The 15,932-nt window shown below is 61.5% G+C and carries 15 protein-coding genes and 1 pseudogene; 10 read left to right on the top strand and 6 right to left on the bottom strand.

Annotated features, from left to right (window positions below; genetic code table 11):
• Positions 1-48: 48 nt before the first annotated feature.
• Positions 49-1,053, bottom strand: coding sequence for an AraC family transcriptional regulator (locus LPA36_RS22280; protein WP_228881847.1), 1,005 nt, complete (start codon positions 1,051-1,053; stop codon positions 49-51).
• 223 nt (positions 1,054-1,276) lie between these two features.
• On the opposite strand from LPA36_RS22280, the gene LPA36_RS22275 reads away from it, so the two are divergent.
• Both LPA36_RS22275 and LPA36_RS22270 read left to right on the top strand, forming a co-directional pair.
• Positions 1,277-1,489: a hypothetical protein gene (locus LPA36_RS22275; RefSeq protein ID WP_228881605.1), complete on the top strand. Its 213-nt coding sequence runs from the start codon at positions 1,277-1,279 to the stop codon at positions 1,487-1,489.
• A gap of 29 nt (positions 1,490-1,518) precedes the next feature.
• Entirely contained in the window at positions 1,519-2,352 is an 834-nt protein-coding gene (locus tag LPA36_RS22270) for a CmcJ/NvfI family oxidoreductase (RefSeq protein ID WP_228881602.1), read from the top strand.
• A gap of 25 nt (positions 2,353-2,377) precedes the next feature.
• Here LPA36_RS22270 and LPA36_RS22265 read toward each other — a convergent pair whose 3' ends face one another.
• Positions 2,378-3,034: an isochorismatase family cysteine hydrolase gene (locus LPA36_RS22265; RefSeq protein ID WP_228881599.1), complete on the bottom strand. Its 657-nt coding sequence runs from the start codon at positions 3,032-3,034 to the stop codon at positions 2,378-2,380.
• A 453-nt stretch (positions 3,035-3,487) separates the two neighbouring features.
• Between LPA36_RS22265 and LPA36_RS22260 the strand changes: the two genes are divergently transcribed.
• From LPA36_RS22260 to LPA36_RS22245, 4 genes are all read left to right on the top strand, one after another.
• The gene (locus LPA36_RS22260) at positions 3,488-3,859 is read left to right on the top strand and encodes a YciI family protein (RefSeq protein ID WP_171925839.1); all 372 of its coding nucleotides are present in this window, start codon (positions 3,488-3,490) and stop codon (positions 3,857-3,859) included.
• The gene (locus tag LPA36_RS22255; RefSeq protein WP_228881597.1) at positions 3,856-5,124 is read left to right on the top strand and encodes an RNA polymerase sigma factor; all 1,269 of its coding nucleotides are present in this window, start codon (positions 3,856-3,858) and stop codon (positions 5,122-5,124) included. Before LPA36_RS22260 ends, LPA36_RS22255 begins: the two co-directional genes overlap by 4 nt.
• 231 nt (positions 5,125-5,355) lie before the next feature.
• Entirely contained in the window at positions 5,356-6,027 is a 672-nt protein-coding gene (locus LPA36_RS22250; protein ID WP_228881594.1) for a hypothetical protein, read from the top strand.
• A 502-nt stretch (positions 6,028-6,529) separates the two neighbouring features.
• Positions 6,530-7,276 (top strand): glucose 1-dehydrogenase, encoded by a 747-nt coding sequence (locus LPA36_RS22245; protein ID WP_228881592.1) that lies wholly within the window; start codon positions 6,530-6,532, stop codon positions 7,274-7,276.
• Between the two features lie 240 nt (positions 7,277-7,516).
• On the opposite strand, the gene LPA36_RS22240 is transcribed toward LPA36_RS22245, so the two are convergent.
• Both LPA36_RS22240 and ampC read right to left on the bottom strand, forming a co-directional pair.
• Positions 7,517-7,921, bottom strand: coding sequence for a cupin domain-containing protein (locus LPA36_RS22240; RefSeq protein ID WP_228881589.1), 405 nt, complete (start codon positions 7,919-7,921; stop codon positions 7,517-7,519).
• Positions 7,922-7,935: 14 nt separating this feature from the next.
• Positions 7,936-9,081, bottom strand: a complete 1,146-nt coding sequence (ampC, locus tag LPA36_RS22235; RefSeq protein ID WP_228881588.1) for a class C beta-lactamase — start codon at positions 9,079-9,081, stop codon at positions 7,936-7,938.
• 190 nt (positions 9,082-9,271) lie between these two features.
• Between ampC and LPA36_RS22230 the strand changes: the two are divergent.
• A pseudogene (locus LPA36_RS22230) lies at positions 9,272-10,129 on the top strand (LysR family transcriptional regulator); the annotation flags it as partial.
• Positions 10,130-10,378: 249 nt separating this feature from the next.
• Here the strand turns inward: LPA36_RS22230 and LPA36_RS22225 are convergent.
• A complete protein-coding gene (locus LPA36_RS22225) occupies positions 10,379-11,551 on the bottom strand; it encodes a DUF1254 domain-containing protein (protein ID WP_228881585.1) in 1,173 nt (390 codons plus the stop codon).
• Positions 11,552-12,102: 551 nt separating this feature from the next.
• On the opposite strand from LPA36_RS22225, the gene LPA36_RS22220 reads away from it, so the two are divergent.
• The gene (locus LPA36_RS22220; protein ID WP_228881573.1) at positions 12,103-12,534 is read left to right on the top strand and encodes a DUF1801 domain-containing protein; all 432 of its coding nucleotides are present in this window, start codon (positions 12,103-12,105) and stop codon (positions 12,532-12,534) included.
• Between the two features lie 63 nt (positions 12,535-12,597).
• On the opposite strand, the gene LPA36_RS22215 is transcribed toward LPA36_RS22220, so the two are convergent.
• Positions 12,598-13,353 (bottom strand): YoaK family protein, encoded by a 756-nt coding sequence (locus LPA36_RS22215; RefSeq protein ID WP_228881570.1) that lies wholly within the window; start codon positions 13,351-13,353, stop codon positions 12,598-12,600.
• 360 nt (positions 13,354-13,713) lie between these two features.
• Here LPA36_RS22215 and LPA36_RS22210 point away from each other — a divergent pair, with 360 nt between their 5' ends.
• Both LPA36_RS22210 and LPA36_RS22205 read left to right on the top strand, forming a co-directional pair.
• The gene (locus LPA36_RS22210) at positions 13,714-14,928 is read left to right on the top strand and encodes an ABC transporter substrate-binding protein (protein ID WP_228881567.1); all 1,215 of its coding nucleotides are present in this window, start codon (positions 13,714-13,716) and stop codon (positions 14,926-14,928) included.
• A 121-nt stretch (positions 14,929-15,049) separates the two neighbouring features.
• On the top strand, positions 15,050-15,925 hold the full coding sequence (locus LPA36_RS22205) for a branched-chain amino acid ABC transporter permease (RefSeq protein WP_228881565.1): 876 nt from the start codon (positions 15,050-15,052) through the stop codon (positions 15,923-15,925).
• Positions 15,926-15,932 lie beyond the last annotated feature (7 nt).

The following is a 15,932-nucleotide window of genomic DNA, read 5'->3' as shown; positions in this document are numbered from 1 at the left end:
AGAATGACGATAACGATAACGATGACGACACGCGTGCGCGTGTCGCGATCAGTGCAGTGCGGCAGCGCTTGTTGTTTCGGCGGCGGCCTGCATATCGACGGCATCGTGGGCGATCGAGGCGCGCCGCCATGCACCGGGCTGAACCCCCGTCACGCGCTTGAATGCCTGGGAGAACGCGGACTCCGACTGATAGCCGACGCGCTCCGCGGCGTCGGGCGTGCGTGCGCCGCTCCTGAGCATTGCCGCAGCCAGCTTCATCCGGATCAGCGTGACGAATTGCGCGGGCGGTTGCCCGGAAATCTCGACGAAGTGCTTGCAAAAGCGGGCCCGCGACATGTGGGCGAACGTCGCCATCGTGTCGGTGGTCCAGCGTTCGCCGGGCGATTCGATGATCGCGGTCACCAGTGGCGCGAATTCCGCGCAGCGCATCAGCGACCAGAAACACGGATCGATTTCGTCGTCGGTACGGAGCGCTCGCAGTGCGTAGACAAACAGCAGGTCGGTGAGACGCGAGATGACCGGCGAAGGCAACTGTCCATTGCGCAGCGCTTCGGCACGAACCAGCTCGAACACGGCGCGCGCTCCGTCGAGCGACGGATTGTCGCGGCGCGCGACGATGTGATCGGGCAGCAGGCTGAGCAGCATGTCGTCGAGCGCCGAGTTGAACTCGAAGAATCCGCATGCGATCCCGACGCCGCCGACGGCCAGCGCCGACGTACCTGCCGGGGAAACCAGCGGCGACATGCTGCCGAAACGCTCGCTCTCGTGGCCGCGCGCGGGCGGGTGTGGATCGGGCGAAAGGCAATGCGGCATGTCGCGCAGCAGGAACACGGCGTCGCCAGTAGACAGGCGCAGACTGTGTGCTTCGCGCTCCGCGCTGGCGGGCAGGTGCAGCCAGCACTCGCCATGGAGCACGACGTGAAAGCTCGCCAGCTGACGGCCGGCCGTGGACGCCTGCCATGTACCGCAATACTGGCCGACGTGAAAAATCGTGCTCTTCAGTTCGAGGCTGGAGAGCAGCCAGTCGGCTAGCTTGTCGGCAGTGTGCTGCATGGCGTTCCAGACGTGATCACGCGCGCGCGAATCGTTATGCGAGCCTCTCACGTTAGCGAATTCCTGCCCGGCACCAACCAATATTTTGTTCTTAGCTTATTCACCGGCGCTTCGATGGGTGGACCGGCGGCGCCTCGCAAATGCATTGCACAAATGCTTGTTTGTGCAATGCCCTGCCACTGACTAGATTCCATCGATATCGCCAGGCGCAGGAGGGCACAGCATGTCGATGAACTTCGCATTGCGTTACGGTCAAGCGCTATTCCGTCCGTTCCAGGCAGCACGCAACCGGCAAAAGGGCGCGCAGGCAGAACGTACGCCACTGGAGAATGCCGAACGGCTCGAACGGATTGCTGTCTACGCGCGCGCCGGCTATTTCAACATGGGCTACACGTTCGATATGTTTCATGTCATCGGTGAAATATCGCCGGACTGATCTGGACGCGCATATCGGGAGCGCAGGTAATGAGCGATATCGTCATTGAGCAGGCCGCCGCCGTCGAGGCGGATCTGAACTATCTTGTCGCGACGGGAGAAAAGCCCGCCACATACGCATACGAGCCGCCTGCCGGCGTGCCGCTGCGCAGCGGCACGTACCGGATGCACCGTGTGAGCGTCACCAATGCGCGCGTTTCGCCGCCCCCGGGCGGACTGTCGCTTGACCGGAACGGTTTCGAGTTGCGACGCCACACGAGTGAACTGCGCGACTTCTCCGACCCGGACGCGATCGAGCACGTGTATTACCCGGAATCGGAGGCGCTGCTCAGGCGCTCGACGGGCGCGAAGCGTGTCGTCATTTTCGATCACACGCTACGGGACGGCGAGGCGACGCGGGCTAAGGGCGTCCGTGAGCCCGTCAAGTACATTCATAACGACCAGACGTTCGTGTCCGGTCCGCGACGCGTGCGCGACCACCTGCCGCCGGATGAGGCCGAAGCACTGCTCAAGGGCAGGGTGGCGATCGTCAACCTGTGGCGTCCGGTCGGGTCGACGGTCGAATCGTCACCGCTTGCGTTGTGTGACGCGCGTAGCATCGCACTTAACGATCTCGTGCCGTCGGATCTCATCTATCCCGACAAGGTCGGCGAAACCTATGCCTTCGTGTTCAATCCGCGACACCGCTGGTACTACTTTCCGCAGATGACGCCGGAAGAAGTGCTGCTATTGAAGATTTACGATTCGGCAGGGGACGACGTCGCGCGGCTGACCGCGCATACGGCATTCGATGATCCCTCTTCACCCGCGGATGCACCGCCGCGCCGTAGCATCGAACTGCGGGCGCTGCTGTTTTTTGAGTGAAGCGTCGAGCCGCAGCCAGGCACGGTCAGGCCAGCAACAACAAGGCATCAGCGAGCGAGAGCACTGTCGTCCGTGAATCGAACGCGGTTGAAAAGAGATGATCGTGCACGACCTGATCCGGGTCGTAGCAGCAATCCTTGACCGTGAATAAGCGGAAATCCGCATCGCTCGCATAGGCAATCGATGACAGCACGACACCGGTCGAGGCTATACCTGCCATAAGCAGCGTATCGATACCCTTCGCGGCAAGTCGTGCCTCCAGATCGGTACCAAAGAACACGCTGGCGCGATGCGCGATGATGAGTGGTTCACCGGCCTGCTGGCCCAGCGCTGGCGAGATCCTGTCGTTGACGAAAAGCCCCAGTTGTTTGATGCCCTGTCCGTTTTTGTTCAACGGACTCACCTCCGGATAGCCCGGACTAAAGCGGATCTGCGCGAAATAGACTTCAATGCTTCTGGCGCGCGCTGCGTCGCACAGCTTGCGCGTGCTGGCGAGCAAAGTGGGCGCGACTGACGGAAATAACTTCAGGACGTCGGTCTGATAATGCATGACCAGCAGAGCGGATTGCGCTGGAACGATAGCCGGAATTGGCACGTTCCCACCTCGCGCCGCGGCGGCGCTTTCGATACCCTGCTGATGATCTGCCGGATCGGCGGATCCGGATTCAATGCGTGGCGTCATAAGGGCTACGCGATGAAGAGAGAGGGTTGATTCTACCGCGCACACCGTCGATGCAGTGCCGTCATGTGTGCACCCGGTCAACGTACTGGCTGGCGAAGTCTTCTGGGCGCGCTGATGCCGGGGATACGCGAGTATGTCCCCGCCAGCAGCGGCGCCCCATGTCATTCACACCGGTGGCACCTGCGCCTCCCTCCAGATGCCTGTGCTGGCCAGGTAGCCGGGTTCCGGTGCACACTTTGCGTTCACAGCGATCGGATCGACGGAACCCCGGATGGGTTGCCCGATGATTGGGGGGAACCCGGATTCCTTGACCAGGCGATCGCTTAAAAAAATCGTCCGGCGCTTCGTTCGCGATTTTTTCGAGGCAGCCTGTCCGTTAGCATGCTGGCCGCGCGTCATTGTGATGGCGGCTCGATGTCATTTCCCCGCCTCAACCCCATGACGGAGGCTCACATGCAATACCTGCTGATGATTTATTCCCAGGAAAACGGCTGGAACCAGATGACCGACAGCGAGCGGCAGCAAGGTGTCGCCGCGTATCACGCGTACACCGAATCGTTGAAAAAAGCGGAGGTTCTGGTGGGTGCCAACCGGCTGCAGAACACGAATACGGCGACCACGGTGCGGCTCGTCGACGGCAAGCCGCAGGTACTTGATGGACCGTATTCCGATTCGAAGGAGCAGCTCGCCGGCTACTACCTGATCGACGTGCCCAACCTGGACGCGGCGATCGCGTGGGCATCGCGTTGTCCCGGCGCGGCGCACGGACTCATGGAAGTGCGTCCGGTCTGGACTGCCCCGTACGACGCGCCATCTGCTGCATGAGTTCGTCCGGTTGCGGCCGTGACGCCGGCGGCGCCGCGCGTGCGATTGCCGAGGCGGTTGCCCGTCGCAGCTACGGCAAGCTCGTCGCGCTGCTGGCGATGCGCACGCGCGATGTCGCGGCCGCCGAGGACGCGCTCGCCGACGCGTTTGCGGCCGCGCTCGCCGACTGGCCCGAGCGTGGCTCCCCGGCGAATCCCGAAGCGTGGCTGATGACGGTCGCGCGCCGCCGGGCGATCGACAGCGCGCGTCATCGCCGAGCCGGCGACGAAGTGGTCAACCAGCTCACGATCCTTGCCGACGAGATCGACGGAACCGAAGCGGGCGCGTTGCCCGACCGGCGGCTTGCACTGCTGTTCGCGTGCACGCACCCTGCGCTCGAGGCTGCGATTCGTACGCCGCTGATGCTGCAGGTGGTGCTGGGGCTCGAGGCGAAGACGATTGCTTCGGCGTTCCTGATGTCGCCCGCTGCGATGGGCAAGCGACTCGTGCGGGCGAAGAACAAGATCCGCGAAGCGGGCATTCCGTTCAGCGTGCCCGAGCGGGAGGAACTGCGCGACCGGCTCGCTGCGGTGCTCGAAGCGGTCTATGCGGTGTATGCGGAAGGGTGGACTGACCCGGTCGGCTGCGATACCGGACGACGCGATCTCACCGGCGAGGCGCTGTTTCTTGCTCAACTGCTCGTCGAACTGCTGCCCGGGGAACCAGAGACGCTTGGCCTCTTCGCGTTGATGCTGTATGCGCAGGCGCGTTGCGATGCGCGGCGCGATGCGGCCGGCGACTATGTGCCGCTGTCGGCTCAGGACCCGGCGAAATGGAACGCGCCGATGCTTGAGGCAGCCGACGCACTGCTACGGCGCGCGAACACTTTCAACGCAATCGGACGCTTTCAGCTCGAAGCCGCGCTGCAGTCGGCACATGTGCACCGCTGCCAGACGCGTCGTCCCAACTGGGACGAAGTCGTGCAGCTCTACGATGCGCTGCTCGCGATTGCGGCCTCGCCGGTGGTCGCGGTTAACCGCGCGCTCGCGGTGGCGGAACGGGATGGCCCGCAGGCGGCGCTCGACACGCTGGAACCGTATGCCACCGATCCACGGCTCGCCGACTACCAGCCGTACTGGGCCGCGCGCGCCGACCTGCTCGCGCGCACCGGCGCGACGGCTGAAGCGCTCGGCGCGTACGAGCTCGCGATCGGACTCGAGCGCGATCCGGCCGTGCGCCGGTTCCTGCAGCGCAAGCGCCTCGAGGTGGCATCGGCGAGCAGGTAGAGGGCGCCTTGCGCTCACCCATCCGGGCGTCTTTGAAGACATGCGACCGCCGCTTGCTGCCTGAACCCTGGCCGCTAGCGCGGACTCTTCTGCTGCGGATGGTGTGTCGCCCGCCATCATTGGACCAACCCGTATTCGTCTGATAAAAGCAGTGGCCGGTCGTTTATCATGGGTGGTTCATGAGGTTTGAACGATCCGTCGGCAAGTATGATGAATACCCGAAAGATTTCGATGATTGTCGGAGGGCTGCTGCTCTGCGCAGCAGGGACCACGTACCTGATGCTCCTTCAGGACGACCGCCGCGCAACGGCAGAAGTCACAGCCATCGATGACTCCGCGCGCCCTCCCGTTGTCGATTCGCGCATCAGCGATCACGTGACGGAAGGCAGTATCGACCATTCGGGGCCATCCGCGGTAATCCCGGGCGACGCTGCCCTCGCACACCAGCCCGCGGTTCCCGCTCCGGCTTCCGCGCTGGCAGGCGTCCCTGCGCCCCCGGCGGCCGCGTCTGCAGCCAGTCCACTCGCCGCACAGGTCGCCGTGCAACCGAAACCGCCCGCACAACTGAAGCAGGCTCCATCGACGGCAGTCGCGACGGTGAACGTGCACGAGGCGGGTACGCCGAAGGTGGTTTCGGCGCAGCCCGCCCACCGTGGACAAGAGGGGCTCGACCGTCGCGCGATCACGACTCAGGGCGCGACACCGGAAACGGACGAACTGGTCAGGGAATCGGCGAAGCTCGATCCTTCGCTCCCGCCACCGGATACGTCCGCCACCCGCGCCGCCCTGGACCAGCGTAGCTCGAAACCAGGCACGGGCTCGAACCCGGTCGCGGCCGCAATGACCGACCAACTCGTCAGGGAATCGGCGAAGCTCGATCCTTCGCTCCCGCCGCCCAGATAACCGACTCCTCCCCGCAGCACCTGCGACTGCACGAACGCTTCCGGCACTTGAGCACGGCGTGCAGTGCTTGCCGCAAACGCTTTGCGTCTAAAGGTATTGCGCGTCCTTATTGTCCAGCCGCGGTTCATTGCCCACGGCCGTCGCACCGTGGAAGGTCTAGTTGGTCTTCGACACTCGATGCCACTATCGGGGCGAAGTTACTCAAGACAAGGTGCACGACGGTCGGTTCAACAACGTCGCGCTTCGATTCGAATCGGGAAGTGCCGGCATATCCAGAAATATGTCGCGCAAGGCATCGAACAACCACAACCCCTCCTGGTAGCGCGACCCAAGCGTCGCGTCGCGGTCGCCCTTCGATTGTTCGGGAAATCCATCCAGTCAATTCGTTCTCAGCGCCTTTATCGCAAGCGCTCAGACGTCTAGATTTGCGTGGTCGCTGACAGATGGTTCGATCAACTGTCGATCAGCTCTCACAGCACAACATCTCTCCAAGGCAAAGATCATGAGTAAGCTTGCAGGTAAGGTAGCCGTCGTTACGGGCGCATCCAAGGGTATCGGGGCCGCAATAGCAGTGGCGCTTGCGGCCGAGGGCGCATCAGTGGTTGTCAACTATGCCAGCAGCAAGGCAGGCGCCGATTCGGTCGTTGCGACAATTACCGCAGCCAACGGCAAGGCGATCGCCGTGGGTGGCGATGTATCAAAAGAGGCAGACGCGCAAGGCATCGTCAACGCGGCCATCGAAACGTACGGCCGCCTCGACATCCTCGTCAACAATTCCGGAATCTATGAATTCTCACAGATCGAAGATGTCACGGAAGAGCATTTCCACAAACAGTTCAACACCAATGTACTCGGTGTGCTGCTCACCACGAAGGCCGCTGTGCGTCACCTGGGCGAGGGGGCGAGTATCGTCAATGTGAGTTCGGTCGTCACGACGATTACGCCGCCGGCAAGTGCCGTTTATAGCGGCACGAAAGGCGCAGTCGATGCGATCACCGGTGTGCTCGCGCGCGAACTCGGGCCGAGGAAAATCCGGGTAAATTCAATCAACCCCGGCGTGGTGATAACCGAGGGCACCCACAGCGCCGGGATCATTGGTTCCGACCTCGATGCATGGGCGCTCACCCAGACGCCTCTCGGGCGACTGGGCCAGCCGGATGACATTGCGTCGATCGCAGTGTTTCTCGCATCTGATGACGCACGCTGGATGACAGGCGAGCACGTTGCCGCGAGTGGCGGGATGCGGTGATCTGACGAGGGACTTCGCACGATTCGGAACTGCCGTGGTTCCCTCGGGCTTCGCACACTGAAAAAGTGTGCTGGCCTCGGGGGAACGGCGCTTGAGGATCGCCATGCCCGACACGACAGCAAAGATCGACGTGGAAGGCGGTGAACGAAATCAGAGCTTAAGTCGGTCCGTGTGGCCGGGGAATCTCAGCCCCAACCGGCGAGTCTTCACGTGCCTGTCGAGTCGCGCGGAACGAATGGCTCATTCACCGCCTGAAGGCACGTTGAACGGCTTGCCCGGTATATGAACCCACGCTGCGAGGATTTTCGCGCCCGCCGGACCCGCCGTCGTGACGTGCACAACGTTGGCGGGCAGAGTGAACGTCTCGCCAGCGCGAAATACTGTGGTCTGCTGTCCGGCAATCTGCACGGATACCTCGCCCTCGAGTACATAGCACACCTCCGGGCCCGTCGCCTTGTGACGCGGTTTCGTCGCGTTGGGCGGAAATTCGGCGATGCCCATTCCCATCTCGCGGTCCGTTTGCGGTACGGCCACTCTTTGCAGCACGACAGTCTCTTTCACCTCGGGCGTCGAATCGGCGGCACGTGCGAAAGGTGCGCATGCGACGGCGACCAGAACGAATAGAGCACGACGAAACGCGTTCATGAGAACCTCAGCTTTCACTGTCTGATGTCGTCGAGCGACGTGAGAATCCCGTGTGCAGCGGCGACGCGGTCTTCGATGGGGAAATTCCGGTTGGCCAGAATGACGATGCCCAATCGCTTCGCCGGCACGAACGCCACATACGCACCGAACCCGTTGGTCGAACCTGTTTTGTTGATCCAGACATCGTTCATTGGCGGCAGCGGCGGCACAATCGCCGTCACAGGCGTCGCGTCGAGTGACATCGCCGGCCCGTTGCCCTCCAGTAGCGACTTCAATGCAACGGGATACGGATACTGCTCCCATATCAGGTCCTGCGTCATCGGCCCTGCGGTGAAGTAGCCGGTGTGGGTATCCGTGATTGCGCGCTGCAACTGGGAATCGACCTTGATCAGCTTCATGTTGGCTTCGACGAAGCGCAGCATGTCGGCGGCTGTCGATTTGACGCCATACGCTTCAGGCGCCAGCACCCCTCCCGCCATGCGAATGGGCTTGCCGTCCCGCGTATAGCCCTGCGCATAATCGGCTGCACGGTCGGGCGGAATGTCGATGAAGCTGTTCTTCAGGCCGAGCGCCGGAAAAAGGCGCTGCTCGATTAGCGAAGTGAAATCCTGATTCATGCTTTTTGCCGCGATCACGCCCAGCGTACCGATGCCCGGATTCGCGTAGGTACGCCAGGTGCCCGGCGCATACGCCGGACGCCATGCCTTGAAGTAACGTATCAGCTGCGCATCGTTCTGAATGTCGTCGGGCACCTGCAAGGGAAGTCCACCCGGCGTATGCGTGCCGAGGTTGAGCAGACTTACGTTTCCGAACGGGCTGCCACGCAGCGACGGCAGGTACTTGCCGACGCTGTCGGAGAGCGACAACTGGTCGTTCACCTGCGCCCATGAAGTCAGCGTGGCCGTGAAGGTTTTGGTCACCGAGCCGAGTTCGAAGAGCGTCTCGCCGGTCACGGGCTTGTGCGTCTGGATCGACGCCACGCCGAAGTTGAACACTGCAGGCCTGCCATCGACGATGATGCCGACCGCTACGCCGGGAATGTCGTCCTTTGCCATCATCGGGCGTATCGCCTCGTCGACTGCGTGCCCGATGCGATCGCGTTCCACGCTTTCCGCGTGGCTTGCACCTGCTGTGACGCAAAGCGCAGCGAGCAGGATCATTCTCCTGACTGCCAGCGTACCGGGTGCCCGACCCGCAAGACGAGCTAACCCATTGTCCGCACCCCCGATTGTGAATCGCTGCCGCGTAACCATTGCGCCTCCTTGAAGAGCCGCCACTATCGCGTTTTCGCAGACCGGTGACAAACGATGATAAATTGATTGATGCCCCAGAAATTCTTATGAATCGATCATGCGACCGTATCTGCCTCTCAACGCGCTGCGCGCCTTCGAATCCTCCGCCCGGCATCTGAGTTTCACGCGCGCTGCGCTGGAGTTGAACGTCACGCAGGCGGCCGTCAGCCAGCAGGTCAGGATGCTCGAGGAACGGCTCGGCGCGAAGCTTTTCAAGCGCCTGCCGCGCGGGCTGGCGATCACGGATGAGGGGCTCGCGCTGCGCCCCGTGCTCAGCGACGCGTTCGATCGCATTGAAGCCGTGTTGCGGCAGTTCGAAGGCGGGCACTTTCACGAGGTGCTCACCGTCGGCGCGGTCGGGACGTTTGCCGTGGGATGGCTGATGCCGCGTCTGAAGTCGTTTCATGATGCGCATCCGTTCATCGAACTACGCACGATGACGAACAACAATCTCGTCGATCTGGCTGGTGAAGGCCTCGACTTCGCGATCCGTTTCGGTGACGGCACGTGGCCGGGCTCGCGTGCGTTGAAGCTGTTCGACGCGCCGCTGTCGGTGCTCTGCGCGCCGGAGATCGCGCAGCGTCTGCGCGCGCCCGCCGATCTCGCCAGCGAGAAGCTCCTGCGTTCCTATCGCGCCGACGACTGGGCGAACTGGTTCGACGCAGCCGGACTTGCGCCGCGTCCCGTGCGCGGCCCCGTGTTCGATTCATCGCGACTGATGGTGGAGGCCGCGATACAAGGCGCAGGCGTCGCGCTTGCCCCTGCCTCGATGTTCGAACGGGATCTGACGATGGGGCGCCTCGAGCGTCCGTTCGATATCGACGTGCACGCGGGCAGCTATTGGCTTACCTGGCAAAAGGCGAAACCGGCGACACCTGCGATGCGCGCGTTCAGTCAATGGATCATGAAAGAAGCGGATGACGGCGCGTTGCATGCCGACGCCAGCGATGAACCTGCTGCGCCAGAAACGTTACCGCTATCGAAGCCGGACAAGGATTCTGGATCAGGCGGCGGCCGCGAACGGCGGTCGCCTCAGCCACGGCCGCGCAAAGGGGGAATGAAACACAATCGAAAATCCGGGTGACAGGAAGACATTTCGACGGTGAACACACTCTCCAGTACCCGATGACACCATAGCGCTTCATTCCTTCCCGTCAGCGAATACTCATGACGTAGGGACGATATCGTCGGGTTTCCATGTCTTGTCGAAGAAGGACTGCGAGGGACCATAGAACCGGATGATCGGAAACCATCCTTTGCCTGGCACTGTTCTGATCCAGTTCGCGCGTTGTTCCCCCGGCACGGCTGGTCCGAAATAGATGTCGACCGATCCATCGGCGTTGGTCACGGGATGCGTGTACTGGCTGACACTCGGGAATTTTTCGCCGTTTTGCAGCAGTGAACGACTTTGCGGATCGTAGACCACGACAGACCAGAAATTGCTGACCGGAATGCCGGGAGGCAGGTGAAGGCGGTAGTTCCTCGCTCCGTCGAGCCACGCGCCGTTAGCATCCCGGGGCGTCCAGACATACTGCGATCCCTTGCCGACTACCTTGTCCACCATGGCGGGCGACATGCCGATCGCGGCATAGGCAAATCCCGCACGCCGGTCGATATTCAGATAGCCTTGCGAATCCCAGGTCGCACTGCCGCCGATAAACAGGTATTCCCAGCGACGATCTGAATAGACGAGGCGCGCGGGATCGTTTGACGCGAAGGTATTTTCACGCGCGATGGCGCCACCGAGACGCGCGGCTTCGTCGAGAAGTGCCTTGCGGTTCGCGTCGGGAGAGAAAGGCGTCCCGTTCGCGATGCCAATGCTGGCGAGCGTGAAGCGGTCGGTCGAAGAGACGATGTCAGCGGGCTCAGAGGTGACAATGTCGGCGAGATCGCTGAAATACTGAAAGTTGTCGTCGAAAACCGTATCGACAGGTGAAGTAGAGCCATCGACAAACGTCATTTTCGGTGGCTTCGAAGCTTGCGCCAGCGGATAGATCTTCGTCGATTTCATCAATGCGACAGCCTTGTCAGGCTTGCCGTCCACGAGAAAGCCGCGTACGCCGAACACCGCCTTCCAGGTGGGTGATCGGGCGACAATATATCCTTCAGGGACCGTGCCTGTGTAGCCCGGCGGCAGAAAGAGAAATTTGCCGCCCCGGCCTTTGTCGGCCCCCGTCGGGCCAATGCCGGCGAGTTCGCTTTGCCTCAGATCCGATACGCCGCCGAGCAACATGGGTGGTGCTTCGATGACGGTCGGGCCATTGCGTTTCAGATCAAGTGCGCTCATGGCGTACACCGTTTCGGTGTTGCCGGTCAGAAGTAACGTCTGCGCGTTCATCAGGCTCTCCCACACAACCATCTGATTCGGCGTTGCCGTGCCTGCTTCTGCAACGCCTTTCCAGACCCGATACCACGACACGGTCGGCATTTGGGTCAGATACGCTTCGATTGCGCGATTCACGACCAGTAACGCGTCCAGCTTTCGGCCCGTGTCCGCCGTGGGGTAGCCGCCCACGAAATCAAGATTTCCATAGCGCGAGGAAATCGATCCCGTACCGGCCCAGCCGTGTGCATCGGTGACTTGAGCCCGGGCCTCGATGGCCGTGCCCCATATGGTTATTGTCGAGAAAAAGAAAATGACACGCGCGACTAACTTCGATTTTCTCAGCATGTATGCCTCATTTACCGATATGGAAGGTTTTGACAGGCGACAACGGTCAAGCGCCCAGGCTGTTCAATCGTGATCGTAGTATCGCCGTGCTGTATCACGAGCGCAATTATTATGCTGACCTTGTCATATTGCTATCTGCGTCCGGTTTGACAACGCAGTCACTCCATGATTATTGTGATTACCTGAAGCGCGAATTAAATTCGATGCATGGAGATCAAATGAATCCAGCGGAAAAAATCGACGAACTAATCGCAGGACTCACGGACTGGCGTGGCAAGACGTTTGCCAGCATTCGCAAGAGCATGCTTGGAGCCGACAGGGAGATCATCGAGGAGTGGAAGTGGATGGGCAGCCCGGTATGGTCTCGCGACGGAATGATCGCGGTCGCTAACGCCCACAAAGGGAAGGTGAAGCTGACCTTTGCCCATGGGGCGCACATCCCGGACCCTGACCGGCTCTTTAACGCAGGCCTTGCAGGCAACGCGAGGCGGGCGATCGATTTCTTCGAGGGCGACAAGGTTGACGATCGTGCGTTAAAAGCGCTGGTCCGCGCCGCTATCGAATTCAACTTGAGCAAATTGAAGAAGAACGCGAAGAAGAGTGCACCCGCCAATATCCAGGTGAAAGCAGGGAAATCCAAAAAGGTTTGATGTGCCAGTTGCATTCGTGCCTTGCTGCATCGCCAGTTCGCATGCAGGTACGCCCCGCGCGGCCTAACGGTTGTGGGGTGGCACCCTGCCGAGGATGTCGTCCAGCACCGGCACAACCGCCAGCGTGAGGAGGATAAACGCGAGCGGCAGCGTGGAGACGAATCCGAGGTGCTTGAATCCGAGCGCGCCGATGAGACCCCCGACGAGGAACATGCCGAGCAGCGACGAGAGCAGCAAGAGCTTTTGCCGGTCCGAGCGCACGGGGAATGCAACCGATCCAGGGGCGTTCCAGTACGCCATCTTGCCCAGTTCGATGCCGATGTCGGTGACCAGTCCCGTGACGTGGGTCGTGCGTATTTCCGCCCGTGAGACCTTTGTGATGATCGCGTTCTGCAAGCCCATCACGAAACACAAACCGGCGACAGTGGCCGTGACGGACAACAGATGATGGCTGTCGAGCCTGGCGCCCACGAGGCCGAAACACATCAGCAGGACGGCCTCCAGCATCAATGGCGTCGCGTACAGACTGTGCGCATCGCGGCGGCGCCCCCAGTTGATCAGGATCGCCGAGGTTGCGGCGCCGGATAAAAACGCAAGCAGCGAAGCGAGGCCTGCCGTCACGAGCCCGATTTCGCCAAGCGCGAGATTGTCGGCCATCGAAGACACGATGCCCGACATATGCGAGGTGTACTGGCCGACCGCAAGAAAGCCGCCCGCGTTCGCCGCACCGGCGACGAATGCGAGCCAGCGCCCCAGGCGGCGGTTGGTCGTCTCGGTTCGCTCGCGGCTTGCGAAGCCGCGCAAATAGTTGATTGGCATGGTGATGGTCCAAACGGCACAGGGTGTTATTCCACGGTGCCGACGATATCGTTGAGTGCTTCGTCGCAGCCATTATCGTCGATCCGTCGTTGCGGACTCTGTCAGCATGCGAGCGTCGATTTCATCCGGCCCCAATCGTTGCGCGCGCACCTTTCCTGTGCATCGAAACGAACGTCTTCAATCGGCTTGAGTGTTTATTACGGGTAACTCCGCATGTGACAGGTACCTTACGATTTCTATACTAGGTCACCGAAAATAATGTCCGGTGCCCGACACCGGATGACCTTGCAAGAGGCATCGGGGCGGCGTCCGTCATCGACGGGCGTCGGTCATTCAAAGAAAGAAGCTACGGAGACGATCATGGGACTTCGCCTGAAAAGCGTTGCGGCAGCACTCGCGCTGTGTGTGGTGACAACCGGTAGTTACGCGGCCGATCCGATCAAGATTGGCGTCGACGGACCGTTCACCGGCGGGTCGTCTTCGATGGGCGTGAGCATGCGCGATGGCGTGCGTCTCGCGACAGCTGAAATCAACAAGGCGGGCGGCGTGCTCGGTCGCCAGATCGAACTGGTTGAACGCGACGACGAAGCGAAGAACGAACGCGGCGTGCAGATCGCGCAGGAGTTGATCAACAAGGAAAAAGTCGTCGCGGTGGTGGGGTACATCAACACCGGCGTCGCGCTCGCGTCGCAGCGCTTCTTCCAGGAAGCGAAGATCCCCGTCTTCAATAACGTCGCGACAGGCAGCGTCGTGACGAAGCAGTTCACCGATCAACCCGACAATTACGTGTTCCGCAACTCAGCCGCCGACCGCATCCAGGCGCCGATGATCGTCGAGGAAGCGGTAACGAAGCGCGGCTTCAAAAAGGTCGCGATCCTGGCCGATTCCACGAACTATGGCCAGCTCGGCCGTGAAGACCTTGAAAAAGCGCTTGCCGCTAAAGGTGTGAAGCCTGTCGCGGTCGAGAAATTCAACATCAAGGACGTCGACATGACGGCCCAGTTGCTGAAGGCAAAAGAAGCAGGCGCTGAAGCGGTGCTGACATACGGCATCGGGCCGGAACTCGCGCAGATCGCGAACGGCATGGCGAAGCTCGGATGGAAGGTGCCGCTGATCGGAAGCTGGACGCTTTCGATGGCGAACTACATCGACAACGCCGGCTCGAACGGCGAAGGCGCCCGCATGCCGCAAACCTTCATTCAGGAACCGAACACGCCGAAGCGCAAGGCGTTCATCGACGCATACCTGAAGGAGTTCAAGCCGAAGAACAACCGCATCGATTCGCCGGTGTCGGCCGCCCAGGGCTACGACTCGGTCTATCTGCTGGCCGCTGCGATCACGCAGGCAGGCTCGACGGATGGCCCGAAGGTGCGCGCCGCGCTCGAGAACCTGAACGCGAAAGTGGAAGGCGTCGTGATGGTGTACGACAAGCCGTTCACGCACGACGATCACGAAGCCGTGAGCCCGAACGTGCCGGTGGTCGGCGAAGTGAAGGGTGGCCGCGTCGTCTACGCGTACGACAACGACAGGAAGGGCGGCAGCCAGTTGCGCGCGAAGCAGGCAAGCGCCAACTGATCTTCAGACCTTGACCGCAAGCCGCGCCCGCCTCACGGCCGGCGCGGCTTTGCCTTGTCGTTGCGCTGTCCTTCCTGAATCCACTGGATTCAATGCACTACGTTTTCGGGCGATTTAATTCATGGCCATTCTGCTTCAGCTTGTCTATAGCGGTATCGCGCTCGGCATGATCTACGCCGTGATCGCGTTCGGCTATCAACTTACCTTCGCCACTTCTGGCACGCTGAATTTCGGCCAGGGCGATGCGCTGATGCTCGGCGCGCTCGTCGGCCTCACGCTCGTCACGCTCGGCGTCAATTACTGGCTGATGATTCCGCTCGTCTGCGTGTTCGGCCTGCTGCAGGGCGCATTCGTCGAACGTATTGGCGTGCGGCCTGCTATCCGGATCAAGTCGGAGTTCGGCTGGATCATGTCGACGATCGCGCTTGGCATCATCTTCAAGAACGTGGCCGAAAACGTCTGGGGTCGCGACGACCTGCGCTTTCCTTCGCCGCTGCCCGAAGCGCCGCTGAAAGTGTTCGGCGCGAACGTGCTCCCGATGGAACTGCTGGTAGTGGGCGGCGCGCTGGTCATGATGCTCGCGGTCGAATTTTTCAACCGCAAGACGATCTTCGGCAAGGCCGTTGTCGCGACCGCTAACGACCGCGATGCCGCCGCGCTGATGGGTATCAACACGGGCCTCGTGATCACGTTCTCGTACGCGCTGTCGTCATTGACGGCCGCGTTCGCGGGCGTGCTGATTGCGCCGTTGACGCTCACCGGCGCGACGATGGGCGCGGTGTTAGGCCTTAAAGCGTTCGCCGTGGCGATCATCGGCGGCCTGTCGAGCGGCATGGGCATCATTGTCGGCGGCGTGATTCTCGGCATCGCCGAAACCACCACGGGCTTTTATATCTCCACAGGCTACAAGGATGTACCGGGACTCGTCCTGTTGCTGATCGTGCTTGCGCTGAAGCCGGCAGGTCTCTTCGGTAAAACCGCGATCAAAAAAGTTTGAGGTCCGC

The organism is Paraburkholderia saeva, assembly GCF_907164555.1.
In the GTDB taxonomy this organism is placed as follows: Bacteria; Pseudomonadota; Gammaproteobacteria; order Burkholderiales; family Burkholderiaceae; genus Paraburkholderia; species Paraburkholderia saeva.
The sequence above is the reverse complement of the archived record's forward strand: the minus strand, read 5'-3'. Positions and strand labels throughout refer to the sequence as shown.